The organism is Streptomyces sp. NPDC048516, assembly GCF_043199875.1.
GTDB lineage: Bacteria > Actinomycetota > Actinomycetes > Streptomycetales > Streptomycetaceae > Streptomyces.
In genome coordinates this window covers 50,426-67,828 of sequence record NZ_JBICWS010000010.1, presented here as the reverse complement: position 1 = coordinate 67,828, position 17,403 = coordinate 50,426, and the positions used below count along the sequence as shown (strand labels likewise).

The window sequence follows — 17,403 nt, the reverse complement described above, 5'->3', positions numbered from 1 at the left end:
GTCAGACCTCCTCGGCAAGGCCCGCGGTGGCGAGTCCGAGCCCTCGCTTGATGATCTCGAAGGAGTGGGTGCGTCCTAACGGTGGCCCGTCGGGGGTGGTGGCAGCGGATTCGGCGACCTCGACGACTGCGGTGCCCGGCTCCCGGCTGATCCGGAGCCCCTTCAGTTCGATGGCCAGGCTCGGCGTCACCGTCTGCCGTGGCGCATGTTCGGAGGGGGTGAACCTGGCTGTGCCGTCGTGCGGTACGGCGATCAGCACGTCTTCCTGCAACGCTACGACCGACCACGTGGCGGGTGTGGCGAGAGGGGTGATCCCGCTACCGGATGCCACGAGTTGCCGGGCCCCGGCGCCGACGGGCAGTCGGATGGTGAGGAGTGGGCAGTAGACGGGCTCGGTACGGTGGTTGGTCACGGTGATCAGCAGGTCGCACAAGGAGAGTTCGCCGTCCGGAGGACTCGCGTACACCTGATCCGGGACCGTTGCCAAGGTGTAGGTGAGCAGCGTCTGTTCGTCTGTCGGGCTGGGGGAATTCATGGCTGCCCTTCGCGATGGAGGCCGGGAGAGGTCCGTGCACGCGGTTAAACGCCGAATGCGAACCAGTAGAAGCTGACTTGGCCTGAGTCGGGAGTCCCCTCAACGGCCCATGTGACGTCCCTGCCGGCGCGGACGGGGACCGTCAGATTGCCCAGTCCACTCACGGTGGTGGTCTGGAATGTGTCTACCTTCAAGGTCAGTTCACCGCTCCCTCCGTGGGCGCTGGCCACCACCACCCCGTCCGTGGTCATGGTCCGCGTGCCTCCGTTGGCGGACAGCTCCTCCCTGCCGGCTCTGAGGATGCGTACGGTCCCGGTCGCGGTGAGCCCCCGCCTGGTGGTGACCCTGGCCGCGGTGAGATCCGTGGGGAAATGCATCTGTGTGGCGTTCACGGTCCCCGAGAAGCGCAGACGGTCGGCGTCGACCGACGGCGTGCAGAGTGTGCCCTGCGTCTTCAGCTCTCCGGAGACCAGGGCGCACGGCGCGGTGAGAGACTCCGTGATCGTGAGCTGTCCGTCGACGCGCATCGGGGTGGAAGGGGCAGGCGTACCCACCTCACCGGGCACCGTGATTTTCGTGTAGGAGGGCACGTCGACTGCCACGGTCACCGAGTCGTACCGGTTCGTGGTCTCACCTTCGGCCTGGGAGACGGTCTGGAGGGTGAATGTCGTGTCCCGGAGCAGAGGGCCGCACACCAGGCTGCCCGCACCGTCCGCGATCTCGGTTCCCGTGTCACTGTCCTTCCAGTGCAGAATGCGGGCCAGCCCGGGCGCAGGTTTCCAGGCGATGGTGACCTTGCTGCCGCGAGCGACCCGGACCAGCGGCAGGTCCGCCTCGGTGTGTTGCTCTGGGAAGACCGCGAGGTTGGTACCCGTGGCCGCGCCGCTGCGGACCCCGACCGGGAACTTGGGCAGCTTGAGGATGACGGGCCGCTCCTCCGCCGGCTCGTCTCCGGTAGCAGTCGTCTCGGTGACCTCGGGGTAGGACACGCCCACAGTGCTGTTGACGGCCATGGGGAAGAAGTCGAACCGAAGCGACCTGTCCGTGATGACCGTGGAGCCTCCGGACGGGGTGAAGGCAAAGCGTACGAACCTGTTGGTCCGGATCGGGTCCTCCGCCTCCCAGCCATCGGGCACCGATGTGGCATTGACGTTCTGTGAGCTTGCGGCCAGGTCCCGGGCGCGTTGGCCAACAGGGATGGTGACGGTGATGCCGGTACACCGCACGGGGCTCCAGCCTCCGTTGGTGACCAGCAGGGTGACCTCCGCTTCGGTGGGACCCCAAGGGTCGGATTCCAGCGGATCGGGGTCCGTGTAGAAGCTATGGGTGAGCAGGGGTGTGGCAGCGGCCTCGGTGGTCATGTCTGCCTTTCTCAAGGGCGGTGCGCATCAGGGTGGACGCTGTTCGCCAGTCCCCCGAACGGCATCCACAGCACCAGGGTGGTGTTGCCGCCCGGCACTTGCCCGCTGAGTGTGAGTGTCTCGCCACGCAGCATGGGCATGAAGACGGCTTGGCTGGGGTGCCTCATGCTCGCGTGAGCGTGCATCGGCCGCTGGTCGCCGTTCACGTGCAAGTGGAAGTTCGCACCGATATTCGAGCCGATGTAGAACGCATGGGCCACGCACAGGCCGTCGGATTCGGCGGTCAGGGAATCGCCTGCTAAGCCCAGGCGGCGCGTGTCGCCGAACATTTTGACGGTCTTCTTCGCGGTGAGGTTCCCGGTGGTGATGTGCTGCGCTTCGACGTCGAGCACCTCGATGGAGCCGTCCACCTGGAGCGGGCCGTCGATGGTCGCGCCCACCTCCGTAGTCAGGGTGTCCCTCACGGAGACGGCGGTGGACGCGTGAAACGCGCTGGATGCTTCGATTCCCTGTTGTGCGACGAGTTCTCCGTCCACGGTCACCGGTACGGCGAGGGTGAGCGTGCCGTCATACCCGCTCAGGGGGCCTGTGAGGGTGAGCCCGGCCAGGGTGGGCGAATCGACCTGCACCGTTACCGTGTCGTAGGTCGTCTCGCCGGTTTCCTGGTGGCGGGTGCGCAGGGTGAAGGTGGTCGCGCGTTGCAGCGGTTCGGTGTCGAAGCGGCTGAGGTGGGAGACGTCGGTTCCGGGTGCCGAGTAGTCGGCGGACAGGTACTGACCGAACAGGTGGCGTTCGACGCCCTCCCGGTATTGCCAGCGGAGGGTGACTGCGGACCCGGCCTTGACGAGGGTGGCGGGGGCGGTGTCGGCGCCGCTGCCCGAGTAGCGGTGCGCGGAGAAGCGGTTGGGGGATCCGGATTCGATCTCCGGGCGGTAGGGCACCTTCGCGAAGACCAGGGTCACCGGTTGCCTGGTGGTGTTCAGTTCCAGTGGTTCGGAATCCTCGAACACCTTGAGGTAGGTATTTCCGTGTTCGCGGTTGATGCCAAGGCCACGCAGCCCGACCGTCAGGCCGTCCTCGTCGAAGATGAATCCGTCGTCCTTGGCGGTCAACAGGCAACGGACCGCGGTGTCGGTGGTCTCCAGCGACCAGCTCCAGAAGTCGTCCGACAGGGCGATGCTGATGCCGTCGGCGGACTCCACCAGGTCCTGGGCGGTGGTCCCCATCGGCAGTTCGATCACCAGGCCCCGGCACAGCACCTCCTCGCCGGGGGCCGCGGAGATGACGAGGTCCAGGTCGGCACGGTTCAGTGGTGCGGTGACGTGGCCGGCTTGCAGGGGGAAGGGGGCGGAGGTCAGGGCGTGGTCGAGGGCTCCCCGGCCCAGGGCGTAGGCCGGTGGTGGAAGTTCTTCGCCGGTGATGCCGGTCGTCATGCGTGGTCCTCCTCGGGCTCGGCCGGGTGCAGTTGGAGCCAGCCGGTCCGCAACTGCGGGCTTGGCAGGGGAAAGTGCGGTTCCGGAGTGCTCGGGCGGGTCGGCAGTTCCTGCCATGTGCCGGCCGGGGACCTCTGCTGCCAGCTCCAGGTGCCGTGGCGGTCGGAGGGGCGTGGCAGGGCCGGGCTCTCGTTGCCCGGTACGGGGAGCAGGGGCATCGGCCCGAACCGGAAGGCTGCGGCCAATGCCTCCAACGGCTCCTCGAACACTCGCCCAGGCAGCTGAAGGTGGGCGGTCGGCAGGATTCCGGTGGTGGCGTGGACCGCTCCGTACGGGTCGACGAGGAGCGTCAGCCGTGCCGAGCTGGCGGTGTCGTGGTCGCGCGGTGCACGCGCGGGCAGGGCCAGTCCGTACCCGGCGGCGATCGGCCGCAGGTAGCCGTCCGGATCGTCCAGGTCGCTGAGGTCTTCGTCGGCCAGGACGGTGTGCAGGGTGCCGTAGTCCCGTTCCAGGAAGTGGCCGAGCAGCCCGTCGTCCAGGTCGTCGCACTCGCCGAGCCGCACCGGCCAGCGGTAGCCGAGCAGCGCCGGGGGCGCGGGGTCCAGCAGGTTGCGCCAGGACGGGTCGTAGCGTGCGGGGCCGTCCAGGTCGATCCTGGCACAGGCCCGTACCAGGGCCAGCGGACGGCCGAGCAGGCGTCCGAGGGTGGTCCCGGGGGTCTGGTCGCCGTTCGGTGCGATCGTCGTCAGGGTACGGTCGAGGGCGCGCAGCAGGGTGACCAGGGTGCGGGGGTCGCGCTCCAGCAGGGTGGCGACCAGGTCGTGCAGGTGCCGGTGGTCCTCGGCCAGGTCCTCGTGCTGTTCGTAGGGAGAACCGGGAAGCGGCAGCCAGGCCAGCCGGGTGACTCCGCCAGTGGTCACCGCCGTGTCGACGGCGCCGAGAGCCGCTCCGTCCGGGCCATAGCACAGCAGGGTGCGGTCCAGGTAGTTGGGGATCAGCCAGCCGCACAGGGCGGCGCCTGCGTGATCCCCCTCGGCGGGGGTGTCGTCGTCGGTTGCAGAAACGGGATAGAGCCGCGTGCGTGCGGGCTGCGGCAGCCGCGGCTTGACCTCCACGAAGCGGCCGGCGTCCTGAGTGACCACGGTGATCGGGTGGCCGTTCTCGTCCAGGCCCGGACACAACTCGTCGGCGATCCAGGGGCGGAAGGCGTGGGCGGGTGTGCCGTTGCCGATGGACTCCCGCAGCTGGATCTCGTCGGGCACGACCACCGGCAGAGCGCGGCCGAACCGGTCGACGATGCTCAGCCGGTGGAAGGCGAACTGCCCGGAGCGAATCTCCTGGAACCGGGACGTCGGCCACAAGACGAAAGGATGGGGCAACGACCCCAGGTCGGGAGGCCGGATGAGGGCGGCCTGCTCCGCCACCGCGGCGCTGCGTACCCGCGAAGAACCATCCGTCTCCAGCGCGTTGTTGACCGAACGAGCGGAGAGCTGGTCCTGGAAACCATCAAGCGTCTGGGCGATGAGGTCGCCTTCACCGGCCAGCGCGGCCAGTGCCATCAGCTGCTCCCGGTACGGTCCCGAGCGGTCCGCCGCGTACTGGCGCAGCCTCCCCTCCTGCTGCTGGGAGGGTGTCGGAGTGAGGAACTGGCGGCCGCGCAGCGTGATCGCTTCGCCGACACCACGCCGCCGGGGCCAGCGATAGCGGTAGCCGTCGAAGACCCAGTTGGCGTTCTCCGGGGCCTGGGCCGAGTCGGGCTCCGCAAGGGCGATCGGGTAGTAGTCCACCTCCCATTGGAAGAACAGTGGCGACCACGGCTGTGACCACGGAGCGGTGCCGTGCGCGGGCGCCACCCCGCGTGCCTGTCGCTGTGGCGCTGTCATGGCCGCGCGCAGGTCCTCCAGCAGTTCTTCCGGCACTGCTGTGGCGGCGGCCAGCTCGGCCGCACCGGCCGGGTCCAGATGGAAGAACTCTGCGAGGAGCGGGCGGAGTTCCTCCGGACTGTGCGGCAGGTTCGGCGGGAGGGGGACAGCGGAGGCAGGCGCGGCGGCCAGGTGTGTACGCCCGGCGTCCAGGTACACCCCGGTGACCAGCTCGGCGGGGCGGCGACAGCGCAGGGCTTCGTCGGCCTTCGACCGGATCTGCTGGTCCGCCTGCGTCCCGCGCAGGATCACCACTGGTTCGTTGGGCCGGTGGTAGTCGGGCAGCGGGGCCCGCTTGAGCACGAATCCGGGAGCGGCGTCGCCGAGATATTCCTGGATATCCGCGGCCAGCTTGTCGGGCGTCATCCCCCAGGGGATGAGGGCGCGGGCCTGTCGCAGGGCTTCCTCGCAGGCGGTGGCTTCCTGCTCGGCGGCGGCGAGCTGCTGGTTCAGCTGTTCCCGGTAGGCGTCGGGATCCTGCTGGTTCCCTCCGGGCAGCAGCATCGGTGTCTCCGGCATGCCCTGTGCCCACCACAGGTCATAGAGCCTGCGCCGGGCCGTTGCGAGATCCTGGGCCGCTGCGTCGTGCACGGCCTGGGCGCGGTTGAGGCGGTCGAGCAGGCCGGTGAGGGACCGGCGGGCTGCCCGTCGTTCGCGGCGGGAGGCCCGGGGGGCGTGCGGGTCCTCCTCCAGGTGCCAGGTGTAGCCGGCGGGGGCGGGGGTGAACCAGGCGGCGAAGGCCCGTCTGGCCTGCGCGAAGGGGCTTTCCGCGTCGTCCAGCATTCCGTGCTGGAGCGCCCCGAGGAGCGCCGCCGCGCTCCAGGGACCTCGCGCGTCGTCGCCCGGCTCGGTTTCCTGGGGAAGGGCGCCGGTGGCGTGTGCGGTGGTGTTGCCGACCGCGGCGTTCACGACGTCGGGGCGCGGCGAGGACGGCATCGGCCCGGTGCGGTGCCAGGTCAGGCCCAGCACCGTGCCGTGGCACAACAGGCGGGTCGCGGGGCCGTCCTGGTCTTCGGCGACCGTCCAGTCGTGCGTGGTCAGGAGGGTCTTCAGCTGTTCGGTGGTCAGTCCTGTCACCGGGTCGGCGCTGGTGTCGCTGTACCAGCCGGCGACGAAGTAGGAGACGGCGTGCTCCCGGTCGTCGTCGAGGCCGTCCATCGTGTCGTGGAGGGAGAACACGTTGGTGTTGTAGGGCTGGTAGGCCGCGAAGGTGGCCAGGCCGGGACCGATGACGGTCAGGAACAGCTCGCCGGCCGGTGCTTCGGGTTCGCTCCACGGTTCGTCCGCCAGGGCGATCCGGCGGCCGATGCGGGTGATCTGCCCGTCGCGGGTGACGTAGGGGCTGGTGCCGGTGGCGGGGTCGAGGTGATCGCTTTCCACGATCCAGGCGGTCCGCTCACGGATGCCGCCCGCGGAGGGGCCGTGGGTGCGCACCACCAGCCAGCGGTTGGGTACCAGCGGGAAGGTGATGTCGGCCTCGGGGTTCTCCTGGCAGCCATGGATGAGTGCTTGCGGAAGCTGCCACTGGAGGTAGACGCCGCTGCGTTCGGGCCGGACGGCGAACTCAGTGTCGATGCCCGCGAACGGCGGCGGCTCCGGTGAGAGCCGGTGGCGCAGCAGAGCGTAGTTGGGCTGCCAGCGCTGGAAGTTCTCACCGATCCGTACCTGATCGTTGACCACGAGTGCGTCCACCTGGACGGGGACCAGCAGGGCTGTGGGCTCATTCATGGCCGGCTCCCGGTGGAGGCGTGGGGGTGAGGGGTGGGGTGACGATCATTTGCCGGTAGGGAGCGTTGAGGAGCTGGAGCCCGAAGGGGGCGGGCGCCAGTGGCCCATCGGACAGCTGGCCTGCCTCGCGGAGCCGGGTGGCGAGTGCGCCGATCAGCGCGTCGGGATCCGCCGGGCGCAGATCGAGCACACGCCGCTCGCGCTGCCCCTCCGCGTTGGGTCGCAGGTACGCCAGGAGGCCGTCCTCACCCGGTTCCTGTGGGAAGTACGCGCCATCGAGCGTCTCCCCCGGCGGATCGTCGCCGCCGCCCAGGCTGCGCAGGTTGAGGACGGGTGTTCCGTCGACCGGGTGCGGGTCGGCGCCGAACGAGAGCCCTTCGGGCGGCTCGGACAGCTCCACCGCGTCCGGCACCTTGTCGAAGAGGACGAGGAGGATGTCGCCCGCCAGCAGTTCCCGGCGCAGCAAGCCGACGGCCTCCTCGCCCTGCCACGCCTGGATGCTGAGCTCCGGGCATTCACGGGTGAGCGCGGACCGGATCAGCATGCCCGCACACGGGCCCGGGTCGTCGGCCGCGGTGATCTGGCTCCGCCAGGGGCCGGCGAACGCAGCGAGGGCCCGGTCCGCCTCACCAGCTGCGCCGACGCTCTCGGCCCCGGCCTGCAAAGCGGTGAGCCAGCCGGGATCGACGTGGAAGAACCGCAGCGACTCGGGGGGCAGCATCGTCTCGGACGGTACGAGGTAGGCGAACGGCACGCCGTGCAGCAGGCGCAGCCTCGCGAACCAGTCGGCGAGCGGCTTCTCCCCGTCCTCGGCGAGTTCCTCGCGCAGGGCGGCGCGCAGGGCGGTGAGCCGTTGGGCGTGTGGGCCGGAAGCGGTGCCGGGGCCGGCCAGTGCTTCAGCGAGCACCCGGTGCAGGGGCGCTTGGCGTGGCGGAGCACCGGTCTGTGTCAGGTCGGCGGTAGCGCTTCCGGAACGGCCGCGATCGGCCGATCGCGGCCGTTCCGGCCCTGTCCTGACCTCGCTCAGCTCGCGGATGAGCCGCTCAAGGGTCCCGTCCTCGACGCGCTCCCGCAGGGCCCGCGACCGCGGTCGCGGCCCGAGACAGGCCGCCGCGTCGGCCTCCGGTGGTGCCGCGGCCAGGCGTTGGGCCAGTTGCGCCGCCCGGAATCGCGCCCGGTCACGCCAGTTGCCCAGCCTGGCGGCGAAGTCGTCGTCGGCGAGTGCCAGGGAGCGGCCCACCGTCCAGGCCACTGCCCAACCCGTGTCGAACACCGCCCAGTCCGGGTCGTACGCCAGCAGCCCGCCGGCCGTCGTCCAGCCGCCCTCGGGCATCGAGGGCAGCTGGTGGGAAGGAGCGGCGGTGAAGGGGCCCCGGTACCAGGCGTACGCCTCCTCTCCCGAGTCGACCTGGTACGGCAACGGCACCCATCCCTGGGCGAGGCGGTCGGTGGCCCGCTTGCGTGCCTCGTCGCCCGGCCCGGTATCGACTCCGTCGGAAGGCCCCGGCACGGGGATCCGCAGCAGCAGGTCGCGTGCGGCCCCTTCCGCCGCGTCGTCGAACAGCAGGTCGTGCACCCGCTGGACGAACCCGGCCCCGCCCTCGCCCTCCGGTAGCGCGTCGAAGCACCAGTGATGCAGTGACACCAGCCGTACGTCCTGCTCGTGCGGGCCGGCGGACGCCGCGTACGCGAGTGCCTCGCCGCAGCCCTCCAGCGACACCAGATGCGCGACGTGCCGACCACCCGCTGGATCCGGCAGCCGCCCGGAGATCACCACCGAGAAGTCGCCCTCGGTCAGATCGTCTCTGAGTGAGTCGGAGTCGGCGTCGCGTACGGAGCGTACGTGCGCGAGGTGGCGCAACTCGTCCTCACGAGGGCAGACGGCGGCGAAGGCGGCACCGGGTACTCGGAGCACCCGGCACTCCGTCGCCGCACCCTCGGCGACTTGGGATGGCGGGATCGTCGGCCTGATCTCCCCGAGGGCCGGTTCAGCAGGCCACAGCAGATCACTGACGGCCATGGTGTCGGTGATTCCTGCCGCGTTCGGGTCGTCCGGGAGTTCACCGGCGGCGAAGACGAGTAACGCGAGCCACGGCGGGCGAGGTTCGATGGGCCCGGTGTCCAGCTCGCCGGGGTCGGTGGTGCGCTGCCACGGCAGGATGCGCGCCGCCAGCGTGACGTGCGCCAGGACGCGGCCGTGGCACCCTTCCGTCTCCGGCGCTGGATTGACCGCGTGCACGACGCCGGGAGCCAGCTGGAACTGCGGCGCCCTCACCTCGAAGATACGTGCTGCCCCTGGTAGTTCGCCTCCGTCCTGGATGCCGGAGATGGTCTGCGTCGCCTCGATCCGGAACTGGCCGGCCGGCACACGCGGCACGTAGTCGTCCGTCAGGTGCACCTCGAAGCGTGGCGCCTGGGGCTGCGTCTCACCGCGTGACATCGGCATTCCTCCCCTGCGGGTCATGCGCGCCGGAAACCACGAGCAGCGGGTCGGCTCTGAGTCCCTCTTCGCGGACATGACCGGCGAAGGCGGCCAGCGACCCGTCGGGCAGGCACCCGTGCCGCTCCGGGGCCAGCAGTTCCGTCAGCGCTTGGTGCAGCCGCCCACGCTCGCCGCTCTGCATGTCGATGGTGTCCGCGACCCGCTGCACGCCGGCGCCGGGCGCGGGCGCGGGCTGTGTCCGGTCGCCGGCGGGCAGGGCAGCGGGGTCGAGTGGGCCCTCGGCGTCCGGCATGGGCTCGTACCTGAACGAGCTGTCGGCAATCGGCTCCCACAGGTCGCCGGTGGTCTTCGGCGAGGGCACGGTGATCTTCAGTCCCGTACGCCCCCCGACCAACCGATTTTCGGGGTCGAGCAGTTCCTCGTTCAATGCTCCGGGTGCCCCCCACAGCGCGGAGGAGGCACTGCCCAAGAGCACGGTCTCCTTCCAGGAACCGTCGTCGACCAACGGCTCCCACCGGGCAGTGGCTCCCTGCGCGGCAATGTTGCGGGCCACCCGCACGGTCAAGGGGCTGTCCAGCCCGGTGAGCTGCATCGGTCGGATGTTGAGCTTCGCTCCGGTGCCCAGGTCACGGCCCTGGAAGGTGACCTGGGAGGCAGGCACCGTGGTCTCCGCGATGAAGGAGAACCCGTCGGCGTCGACCAGCCACCGCCGGTCCGGATCTTCACCGGAGAGCTCTTGCTGGTCGTCCGGGAGCAACCCGCACGCGGCCGAAATCCGCAGAATCTCCCCGGGCGGCGGCAGCAGTTCGGTGAATTCGTTCCACTTCAGCTTCTCCGGAGTGGTGGTGCGGTCCCGCCCAAAGCCGATCGTGACCGTGACGAACACCAGCTTCGCGGTGACCGTTCCCCCGGTGGGCGGCCCCCACAGGTCCAGCTCCGCCCCCAGCTCTCCCTTGAGGGTGACGAACAGCAGGTTGAGCGACGCCCCGACGGTCACCCCGATGCCCACCCGGAAGTACAACGGCTTCCAGCTGATCAGGATCTGGGCCCACGCGGTCAGCCACGCGCTGACCGGCCCCGCGGAGTAGCGAACGTCCAGAGTGCCGCCCGCCATCACCGCCGACGGGGTGAGGGCGAAGAACGCGGTGCCGGTGATGCTGACCCCGCCCGGCGTCCAGGAAAAGCCGAGCCGGGGCACCTGGGGATAATGCGCGGGCGCTGCATACAAGGGGTGGTAGCCGCCCACCGTCAGCGCGAAGTCCCCCCTATGCGTACTGGGCGAGAACCACATGGTGTACGCGAATCCGCCGGTGAGTACGCACTCGGAGTCGATCACATAGGAGTCGTACAACTGCGCCGACGCGCTGAAGTCCCCGTATGCCGACCGGTACACCAGCCTCAGCTGCAGCTGCACCTGCGCCAGCGCGCGTCCTGTGGGCGGGAAGGCGCCGCGCGCCGTGCCCAACAGCCCGAGCGTGAGCCCGTCCCCGACCTCAAGGAACAGGAGCAATCGCCCGTGAACCAACTCGAAGGAGGAGAAGTCCAGGCCGGCCGCGAGCCAGATGCCACCCTCGCGGGGAACCACCCACTGACCGTTCGTCAGCTCGCCGAGCACCACCATCGGGTCGTCGGACAGCCCCCCGCCCAGCCCGGACACCAGCGGGAAGTCCGCCACCCTGTCGGCGGCCGGGAGCCGGACCGAGCTGTTGAAACCGAACCCGGCGGCCACGCCCCGCAGCCGGAACGGCGCCGGCCCGCCGAGCGCCAAGGTCCCGCGACCGAACACGAACAGCGACGGCATACCACCCGAGCGCTGATACGCCCCTACGGCAGTCACCCCCACCGTCGGCATCTGCACGACGAGCGCGCCGCCCACCATCAAGTCGGGGGGCGGTAGCTGCCGGTTGACCAGTGCGCCCCCGATGCGCAGCGGCGGCCGTTCGAACTCGACGCCGAGGCCGGCCAGGCGGGCCCGCACGGGGAATCCCTCGCCACCGAGGTCCACCCCCAGGCCGAGACCATCCACAGACATGGTGAACCCGGACGCGGTCAGCGCCCCGTCGACCATGAGCCAGACGGCACCTTGCTCATAGGTGACCCCGATCCGGCGCACATGCAGTGGCCCGATGGAGAGCCCGATGTCCACCCAGGCTCCGGGGCGGGTGGTGACGGGCACTCGTCCGGGTTCGGGCACGGCGTCTGTGGGCGCGGTGCGTTGCTCGTCGGGGAGCTGTTGTCCATCGGGGAGCTGGGGCAGCCGGTGCCCGTCGTCCCCGGTGCCGGTAGGTAGGGCGGGCGGCCGGGAGCCGGCCGACTTGCCCAGGGACACGGTGAGGGTGTTGGGCGGCATGCCGGGGACGGCGCACTCGACGCACAGGAGCCCGCCACGCGGGAGGCCCCCGCCCGGAGCCACGGCCGGGAAGGAAGGCAAATCCGCGGCGTTGACCATGATGTTGAGCGTTTCCAGCAAGGGCTTCTCGACCGCGGCCGAGGCGAACACTCCGCGCAGGGAGGTGAGTCGTAGATCGGCCTCCTTCGGCAATGCCCCGGCAAGCAACGGGACGTCTCCCAGCCCTGCGTCCACGGCGGCCTTGACCTGTACGCACCAGATCAGACCAGTGGTGGCCCGCACCGGGGCGAACACCACGGTCAACGCCCCGACCGTAACGGCGAGCAAGGGCCCGGTCCTGGAGTCGTACGCGAGCGTCACTTCCCGCAGCTCGGGCTGCAGCGCTGACGGAAGATCCTCCAGCAGCTCCCCGGCATCCGGCCATCCGAGAGCAGCACCGAGGTCGGCGAGCGACAGCCCCTTGTCGTCGGCCTTCCACGTACCGCGCACGGACCATGCGCTCTGAGAACCGGTGGCGCGTCTCATTTCGCCTTCGAACCACATGCGGGTCTCCTCCTCGTCGATGACGAGGGTGAGTCCCGCCTGCGCCGACATGGTGAACTCGCTCTTCGGCTGGCCACCGGCGGTCGATGTCTGACGGCGCAGAGAGATCAGCAGGTCCGTGGCGAGGTCGCCGAACTTCGTTTCCGCAGCAATGGTGAAATTCCAGTCCTCAATGCCCGGGCCGGTAAGCCTCTCCAGCGTGAGGTTGCGCAGGACGAGTTCGCGTAATCCCTCCGGAATCTCAGGACCCACTCCCCACTGCTCGTCGATCCACTCGATGAGTTCACCGATCGCGATGTCGGTCGCACTGCCACGGAGCCGACGGTGATTGTCTTCCTCGTACCAGACATCGAGTTCGATCGTCTTGCCGGAGATCTCCACGCGGTCATCTGTCCAGTCGGACGAGTGCTGGCCAATTCCTTCCACCGGCCTGAGCTCCGGGACGCCCCGGATCCCCCACCGATTCGGATTCTTTTTCCCCCTTTCCCAGTCAACGTGCCTGAGTGGCCAGATTCTATCGCCCGTTCCCTCCTTTATGAGCTTGATGTACTTATCAACAAACTCCTTCCCTTCCGACGTCAGCCCGGGATTCTGAAGATATCTTTCCAAGTTCGCGAACGCACCCCTTCGAATCCTGAGTGCATCCTCCCCGACAATCGGCGCACAATCCCTCTCGAAGCCCCCCTTCGGGTCTTTGTAGCGATGCTCACTATTGGGGCCGATGAATAGATTGCCCGGCAGCCAGGCGAAGAATCTAAGTACCCTGTAGAACCCTTCGGGGCGAGACTTGGGGGGATCGGGCGGGTCCGCCACACGGTGAGCATACTCTGAGGCGATGAATTTATCGACGAAATCCCTGAAAGAGCAGATGTTGCCTTCGAAGCCCTGATATTCACCGCAAACATCCAAAATGACTTTGACTAGAGCCTGAAGTTTTTCTTTGAGCCCCTCGGGGGACGGCGATGTTTTATTGTACTCATTCTCAACAACCCTGTTCCAGAAATTGAGAAGGTGAGCATAAGGGATGACATGATGGCGCGAAAGCGGGATCCCACCTTCCATTACTTGCTCTAGGTTTTCCGGATTCCGACTGACCAGTTTTTCCAGATACGGATGCGAGATGTTGTCCTTCCTGTCCTTTGGCTTAGCAGGGGAAAGGAGGTTCACTTCTTCTTTTTCCGGCATGGCAACCCTTTCAACGGCAACCGTCGAAGCGTGCAGGCAGGCGTCTATGCCCGGCAAGTATGCCCCTGAGCTAGGCGTCACCTTTTAGACATCGGCGAACATGAAACAATCACACCAGAAACAACAGAAGGTACTCTCCGCCCAACGATTCCGCGAGGACCGAGCAACCACCGACCCGAGCCGTTGGACATGCCGGTAGTGGCCGGGAACCTGGAACCGCCCGTACCGGACGGTCGGAACCACCTCAGCCGCGGCCGTCCGCCCCTTGCCCGCGTACTCAAGGTAGAACACGGGTGCGCGTCCCCTCGTCCCCCGTAATCATGAGGGCCAGTTCAAAAAACAGGGCGAGCGCGACATCGGCCCAGCCTCAACCGCCTGACCGATTCGGGTCGCTGACCGGTGGCATCGCGCCCAAATTTTCGCTGTCATGTTCTACGAGGAAAAGACTGTCCACCGAGGACGTCGGCAACATCACGCGAGCGGTCGTCGAAGTCCTGTGCCCGCAGTCCAGGCGCCGCCCACAAAGCTTGGGGTTCCGGCAGTGAAGCGCAAAGGGATGCCCCATCCACCGGCCCGAGTGGTTGCGCACAGCTCTATCTGCTCCTCCGCCTACGGAAGTTGCGCCCAAAACAATGAGCCTGAGAAGCCGCCCGCAGGCGACTTCCGCGCATCCATGACCCGGAAAGTCCCTGTGGCCGGCGGCATGCCCCGGGGGACGGAGGTCCGCGGTGCCCGAATCCAGAGGCCCTTGGGGGTCGAAGTAGATCCCCGGTTTTCGGCAACCGGGGATCTACAGCTGAGTATCGCGCCGCGCGGCTGGTCCCCTCAGGGCGGATCAGTGATCGAACCAAGGAATTTCCCCATGCTTCGTGCGGCACACCCTGCTGGCTCCGTCGACGAGGCCGAGGGGCTCCTGACCGTCTATGCCGATGCCACCTCTGTGCTCGCCCACACACCGGCCACGAAGGGTCTCCTCGACGTTGCGGAACCCAGCCCGGTACGGGCGCACGCTTACACCACTTCGCGAGACGCGCCCTCTCCCACACAGGCGGTCATTCCAGGACAGGGTCAAGCAGGCATCGAGGGCGACCCAGTCCCGGGCAAGACCGTGCAGAGCGCCCTCGCCGGGATCCGAGCCGCGCGTATCGAGCACATCGGCTCCGTGACGTAGGCTCTCACGCGCAGAACCCCGCCGGAGCAGTCCGGCGGGGTTCCTCTCGTCTCACGCGGTATCACAGGCGTCTCACCAACAGCGTTGATGCTCTTGGACCACAAGGCCCTGTCCTGTGCCTACGCCCCTGACCTGGACCCCCTGGACCACACGAGACGCGATCTACAACCTGTGCCAGGTGGTACCCAGAGCGGCGCCGAGGACGAGTACGGGGGCGTCGTCGGGACCGTCGATCCGGTGTTGCAGGGTCTTCTCACTCACCCGGCCACGCTACCGGCTCTCTGACGCCGTCCTGACGCCCGGGTCAGGAAGAGGTTCGAAAGGTGACCGCCAGCCACGCCGGAAGCGGAGTTTGCGCAGGTCAGGGCCTCACCGTCTACCCGACGTAGACAACCGGATGATCAGGCTCGTCGTAGCTCACCATGATCCGCCGGTACGGACGCGGGTGCCTTGCTCGGGATCAGGACCGGGGCATCTACTGGCCCATCAAAGCGGCCTTGCAGGGTGTGCCGAGATCTCGCTCACCCCCTACGCGCTCTCAGATCTCACAACTGCCCCTATGACGGGGGGCATGGCTGTGTGGGCCTGACCAGGTGGAACACCTCGCGGACGGCGTAGCGTTTGAGGCATGGGACGATTTCGCGTCGGGTTTTGCCCTGCTTGGTGCGGCGTTCGTAGTGGTCCTGGGTGCGTGGGTCGCAGCGCAGGCGGGTCTGCACGATCCGGTGGAGGGCGGAGTTGGCCTGACGGTCGCCGTCCGTGGTTGAGGCGACGGTAGTTCCGGCGGCCTGAGGAGCGTTCGACGGGGCTGACCCCCGCACAGCGCGGCGAAGGACGCCTCACCCGCCCAGACGTTCGGGACTGTCCCCCCTCGTGATCAGTGGAGTGACGGCCGTGTCCGGGCCGTCCCCCCGCCGCTGGTATCCGGACGTCACCCTCGCCCGCGCCCGGGGCGCCGCCCGCAGGTGTCGTTGCCGGATCGCGCCAATCACCGTTGCTTGGCGAGGGACCGCGGAAAGTACCGAAAGTGGGGAGCCGACGGGCGCCGTCGGGCCGATTCCGGAGGTGTTCGGGAATCGGTGGGTGTCGGGATTTCTCCTGCGGTCTTGAACGAGCCGCGGCCGTAGCTTCATTATCTGATCCGTCGCCCAGGTCGGTCACGTTGTCATGCCCGGAGTCGCCATGCCGAGGCTGCCGTCCGGACTGTTATCCATGGGCCGACTGCGCATCACTGGTACAGAATCGAAAAAGGGAGCGCGGATGAATTTCGACCTCATGGTGGGAGCCAATGCCGACGTCGTGAACGAGACTTCCAAGGAGGTCTATGGACAGCTCTATCCGCAGTACTTCACCGGCTCCCATCCCTTCGATGTGGAGCAGGTCACCTTCACCGTCTCGTGGGACGTCAAGGAGGCCCCGGTCTTCGATCTGACCCCGCCGGCGCAGTCCGAGGCCGCCTTACGGGCCCGCCTCGCCGAGGGGCCGGCCGCGGGCAGGATGACCGAGGGCGAGCTGGCCGAACACGTCGCCGCCCTGCGCGACTCGCTGGACGGGAGCACCTTCCAGGTGCGGCTGAAGCTGGTGCACGTGAAGGTCGACTCCGGGGACGGGAACCCGGCGGAGGAGGACATCGCGGTGACCGTCCAGGTCCAGGCCGTAACTTCGCAAACGGGTCTGTTCAGTCTCAATCCCCTCGGCGCCACCGCCGATGCCCCGAGCAGGGTCGACAAGATCTTCCTGGACAAGGTGGTGCTCCCCAACGTCCTGGACCAGTCCCGGAAAGTACTGTCGGGCATCACCCTGCCCGCCCCGCAGATCCCGGGCCTGTCCCTGTCGACGCCCGTCCCCGTCATCCAGCCGCAGCGGGCCGTGGCCGCCCTGAACCTGGCCGAGCACGGCATCCCCAAGCCCCCCTTCCCCGACAGCTGGCCCGAGAGCCCCTTCGTCGCCGTGCTCGGGCGGGACACGGTCGAGCGGATCGCGCAGGTGGCGACCGGGTACCTGGAGGGGAAGACCTTCCATGCCGGTGATCACAAGGAATTCCTGGGCAGCAGCGGGTACTACAAGGCAGACATCACCATTCACCACGTCCGGTGCGAGGTGGTGTGGGACGACGTGCCGACCGTACGCGTCCGCACCTCCGTCTCCGGCAGCGGCAGCGCCGGCATCAACTGGCTCTGGGGCGGGTCGACCGACGCGTTCTTCGACCTCCACCTGGAGCCCGACCCCACCGTCACGCTGACGCTGACGATGTCGGGGACGACGCTCAAGGCCACTGCCGTGGAGGTGAGTTCCTTCGATCTGAAGCTCGTGCCCACGCGCGGCGACATCGTCAGCGTGATCGTCTCGTGGGTCGTCGACGCCCTGTCGTCGACGTTCGGCGGCATCGTCGGGAGTGCGCTGCGCGGCGTCGAGTTCCCGGTGGGCAACTTCCCGGCCATCCCCGTCGATGTCGAGCCCGTCCACCTCGACGTGACGCCGACGGACCTGACCCTCGCGCGCTTCGGTGACGCACTCGCGCTCCAGGGCACGGTGACCGTCACCAAGCGGTAGGAGACCGCGAAGCCGGTGCCGGGCCCAGGGCTTCCCGCCTCGCGCCCGGCACCGGAACGCGTGTCCGTACGCGGAGACCGGACGCGTTCCGGCCGGAGTCGTGTTTCCGTCCGGCTGGCCCTCCGGCACCGGCTGAATTGCGGCAGTTTTTTTCCGCCGCAGCACCATCTGCTCGGCTT

The 17,403-nt window shown here is 68.4% G+C and carries 8 protein-coding genes and 1 pseudogene; 2 read left to right on the top strand and 7 right to left on the bottom strand.

Going from position 1 to position 17,403, the window contains the following annotated elements; translation table 11 throughout:
* Window position 1: 1 nt before the first annotated feature.
* From ACGFR7_RS20875 to ACGFR7_RS20850, 6 genes are read right to left on the bottom strand one after another with little or no spacing between them, the layout of a single operon-like run.
* Window positions 2-535 (bottom strand): hypothetical protein, encoded by a 534-nt coding sequence (locus ACGFR7_RS20875; RefSeq protein WP_393321163.1) that lies wholly within the window; start codon window positions 533-535, stop codon window positions 2-4.
* Between the two features lie 44 nt (window positions 536-579).
* Window positions 580-1,896, bottom strand: coding sequence for a hypothetical protein (locus tag ACGFR7_RS20870; RefSeq protein ID WP_393321160.1), 1,317 nt, complete (start codon window positions 1,894-1,896; stop codon window positions 580-582).
* Between the two features lie 11 nt (window positions 1,897-1,907).
* Entirely contained in the window at window positions 1,908-3,329 is a 1,422-nt protein-coding gene (locus ACGFR7_RS20865; RefSeq protein ID WP_393321158.1) for a hypothetical protein, read from the bottom strand.
* On the bottom strand, window positions 3,326-6,979 hold the full coding sequence (locus tag ACGFR7_RS20860; RefSeq protein ID WP_393321155.1) for a hypothetical protein: 3,654 nt from the start codon (window positions 6,977-6,979) through the stop codon (window positions 3,326-3,328). Before ACGFR7_RS20860 ends, ACGFR7_RS20865 begins: the two co-directional genes overlap by 4 nt.
* A complete protein-coding gene (locus ACGFR7_RS20855; protein ID WP_393321152.1) occupies window positions 6,972-9,419 on the bottom strand; it encodes a hypothetical protein in 2,448 nt (815 codons plus the stop codon). The genes ACGFR7_RS20860 and ACGFR7_RS20855 overlap by 8 nt, the downstream gene beginning before the upstream one ends.
* On the bottom strand, window positions 9,406-13,557 hold the full coding sequence (locus tag ACGFR7_RS20850) for a DUF6603 domain-containing protein (protein WP_393321149.1): 4,152 nt from the start codon (window positions 13,555-13,557) through the stop codon (window positions 9,406-9,408). The genes ACGFR7_RS20855 and ACGFR7_RS20850 overlap by 14 nt, the downstream gene beginning before the upstream one ends.
* Window positions 13,558-14,362: 805 nt before the next feature.
* Here ACGFR7_RS20850 and ACGFR7_RS20845 point away from each other — a divergent pair.
* Window positions 14,363-14,671, top strand: a complete 309-nt coding sequence (locus ACGFR7_RS20845; protein ID WP_393321146.1) for a hypothetical protein — start codon at window positions 14,363-14,365, stop codon at window positions 14,669-14,671.
* Window positions 14,672-14,842: 171 nt separating this feature from the next.
* Here the strand turns inward: ACGFR7_RS20845 and ACGFR7_RS20840 are convergent.
* A pseudogene (locus ACGFR7_RS20840) lies at window positions 14,843-14,932 on the bottom strand (3-oxoadipate enol-lactone hydrolase); the annotation flags it as partial.
* A 999-nt stretch (window positions 14,933-15,931) separates the two neighbouring features.
* Here ACGFR7_RS20840 and ACGFR7_RS20835 point away from each other — a divergent pair.
* A complete protein-coding gene (locus tag ACGFR7_RS20835) occupies window positions 15,932-17,224 on the top strand; it encodes a hypothetical protein (protein ID WP_393321144.1) in 1,293 nt (430 codons plus the stop codon).
* The last annotated feature ends 179 nt before the right edge of the window (window positions 17,225-17,403 follow it).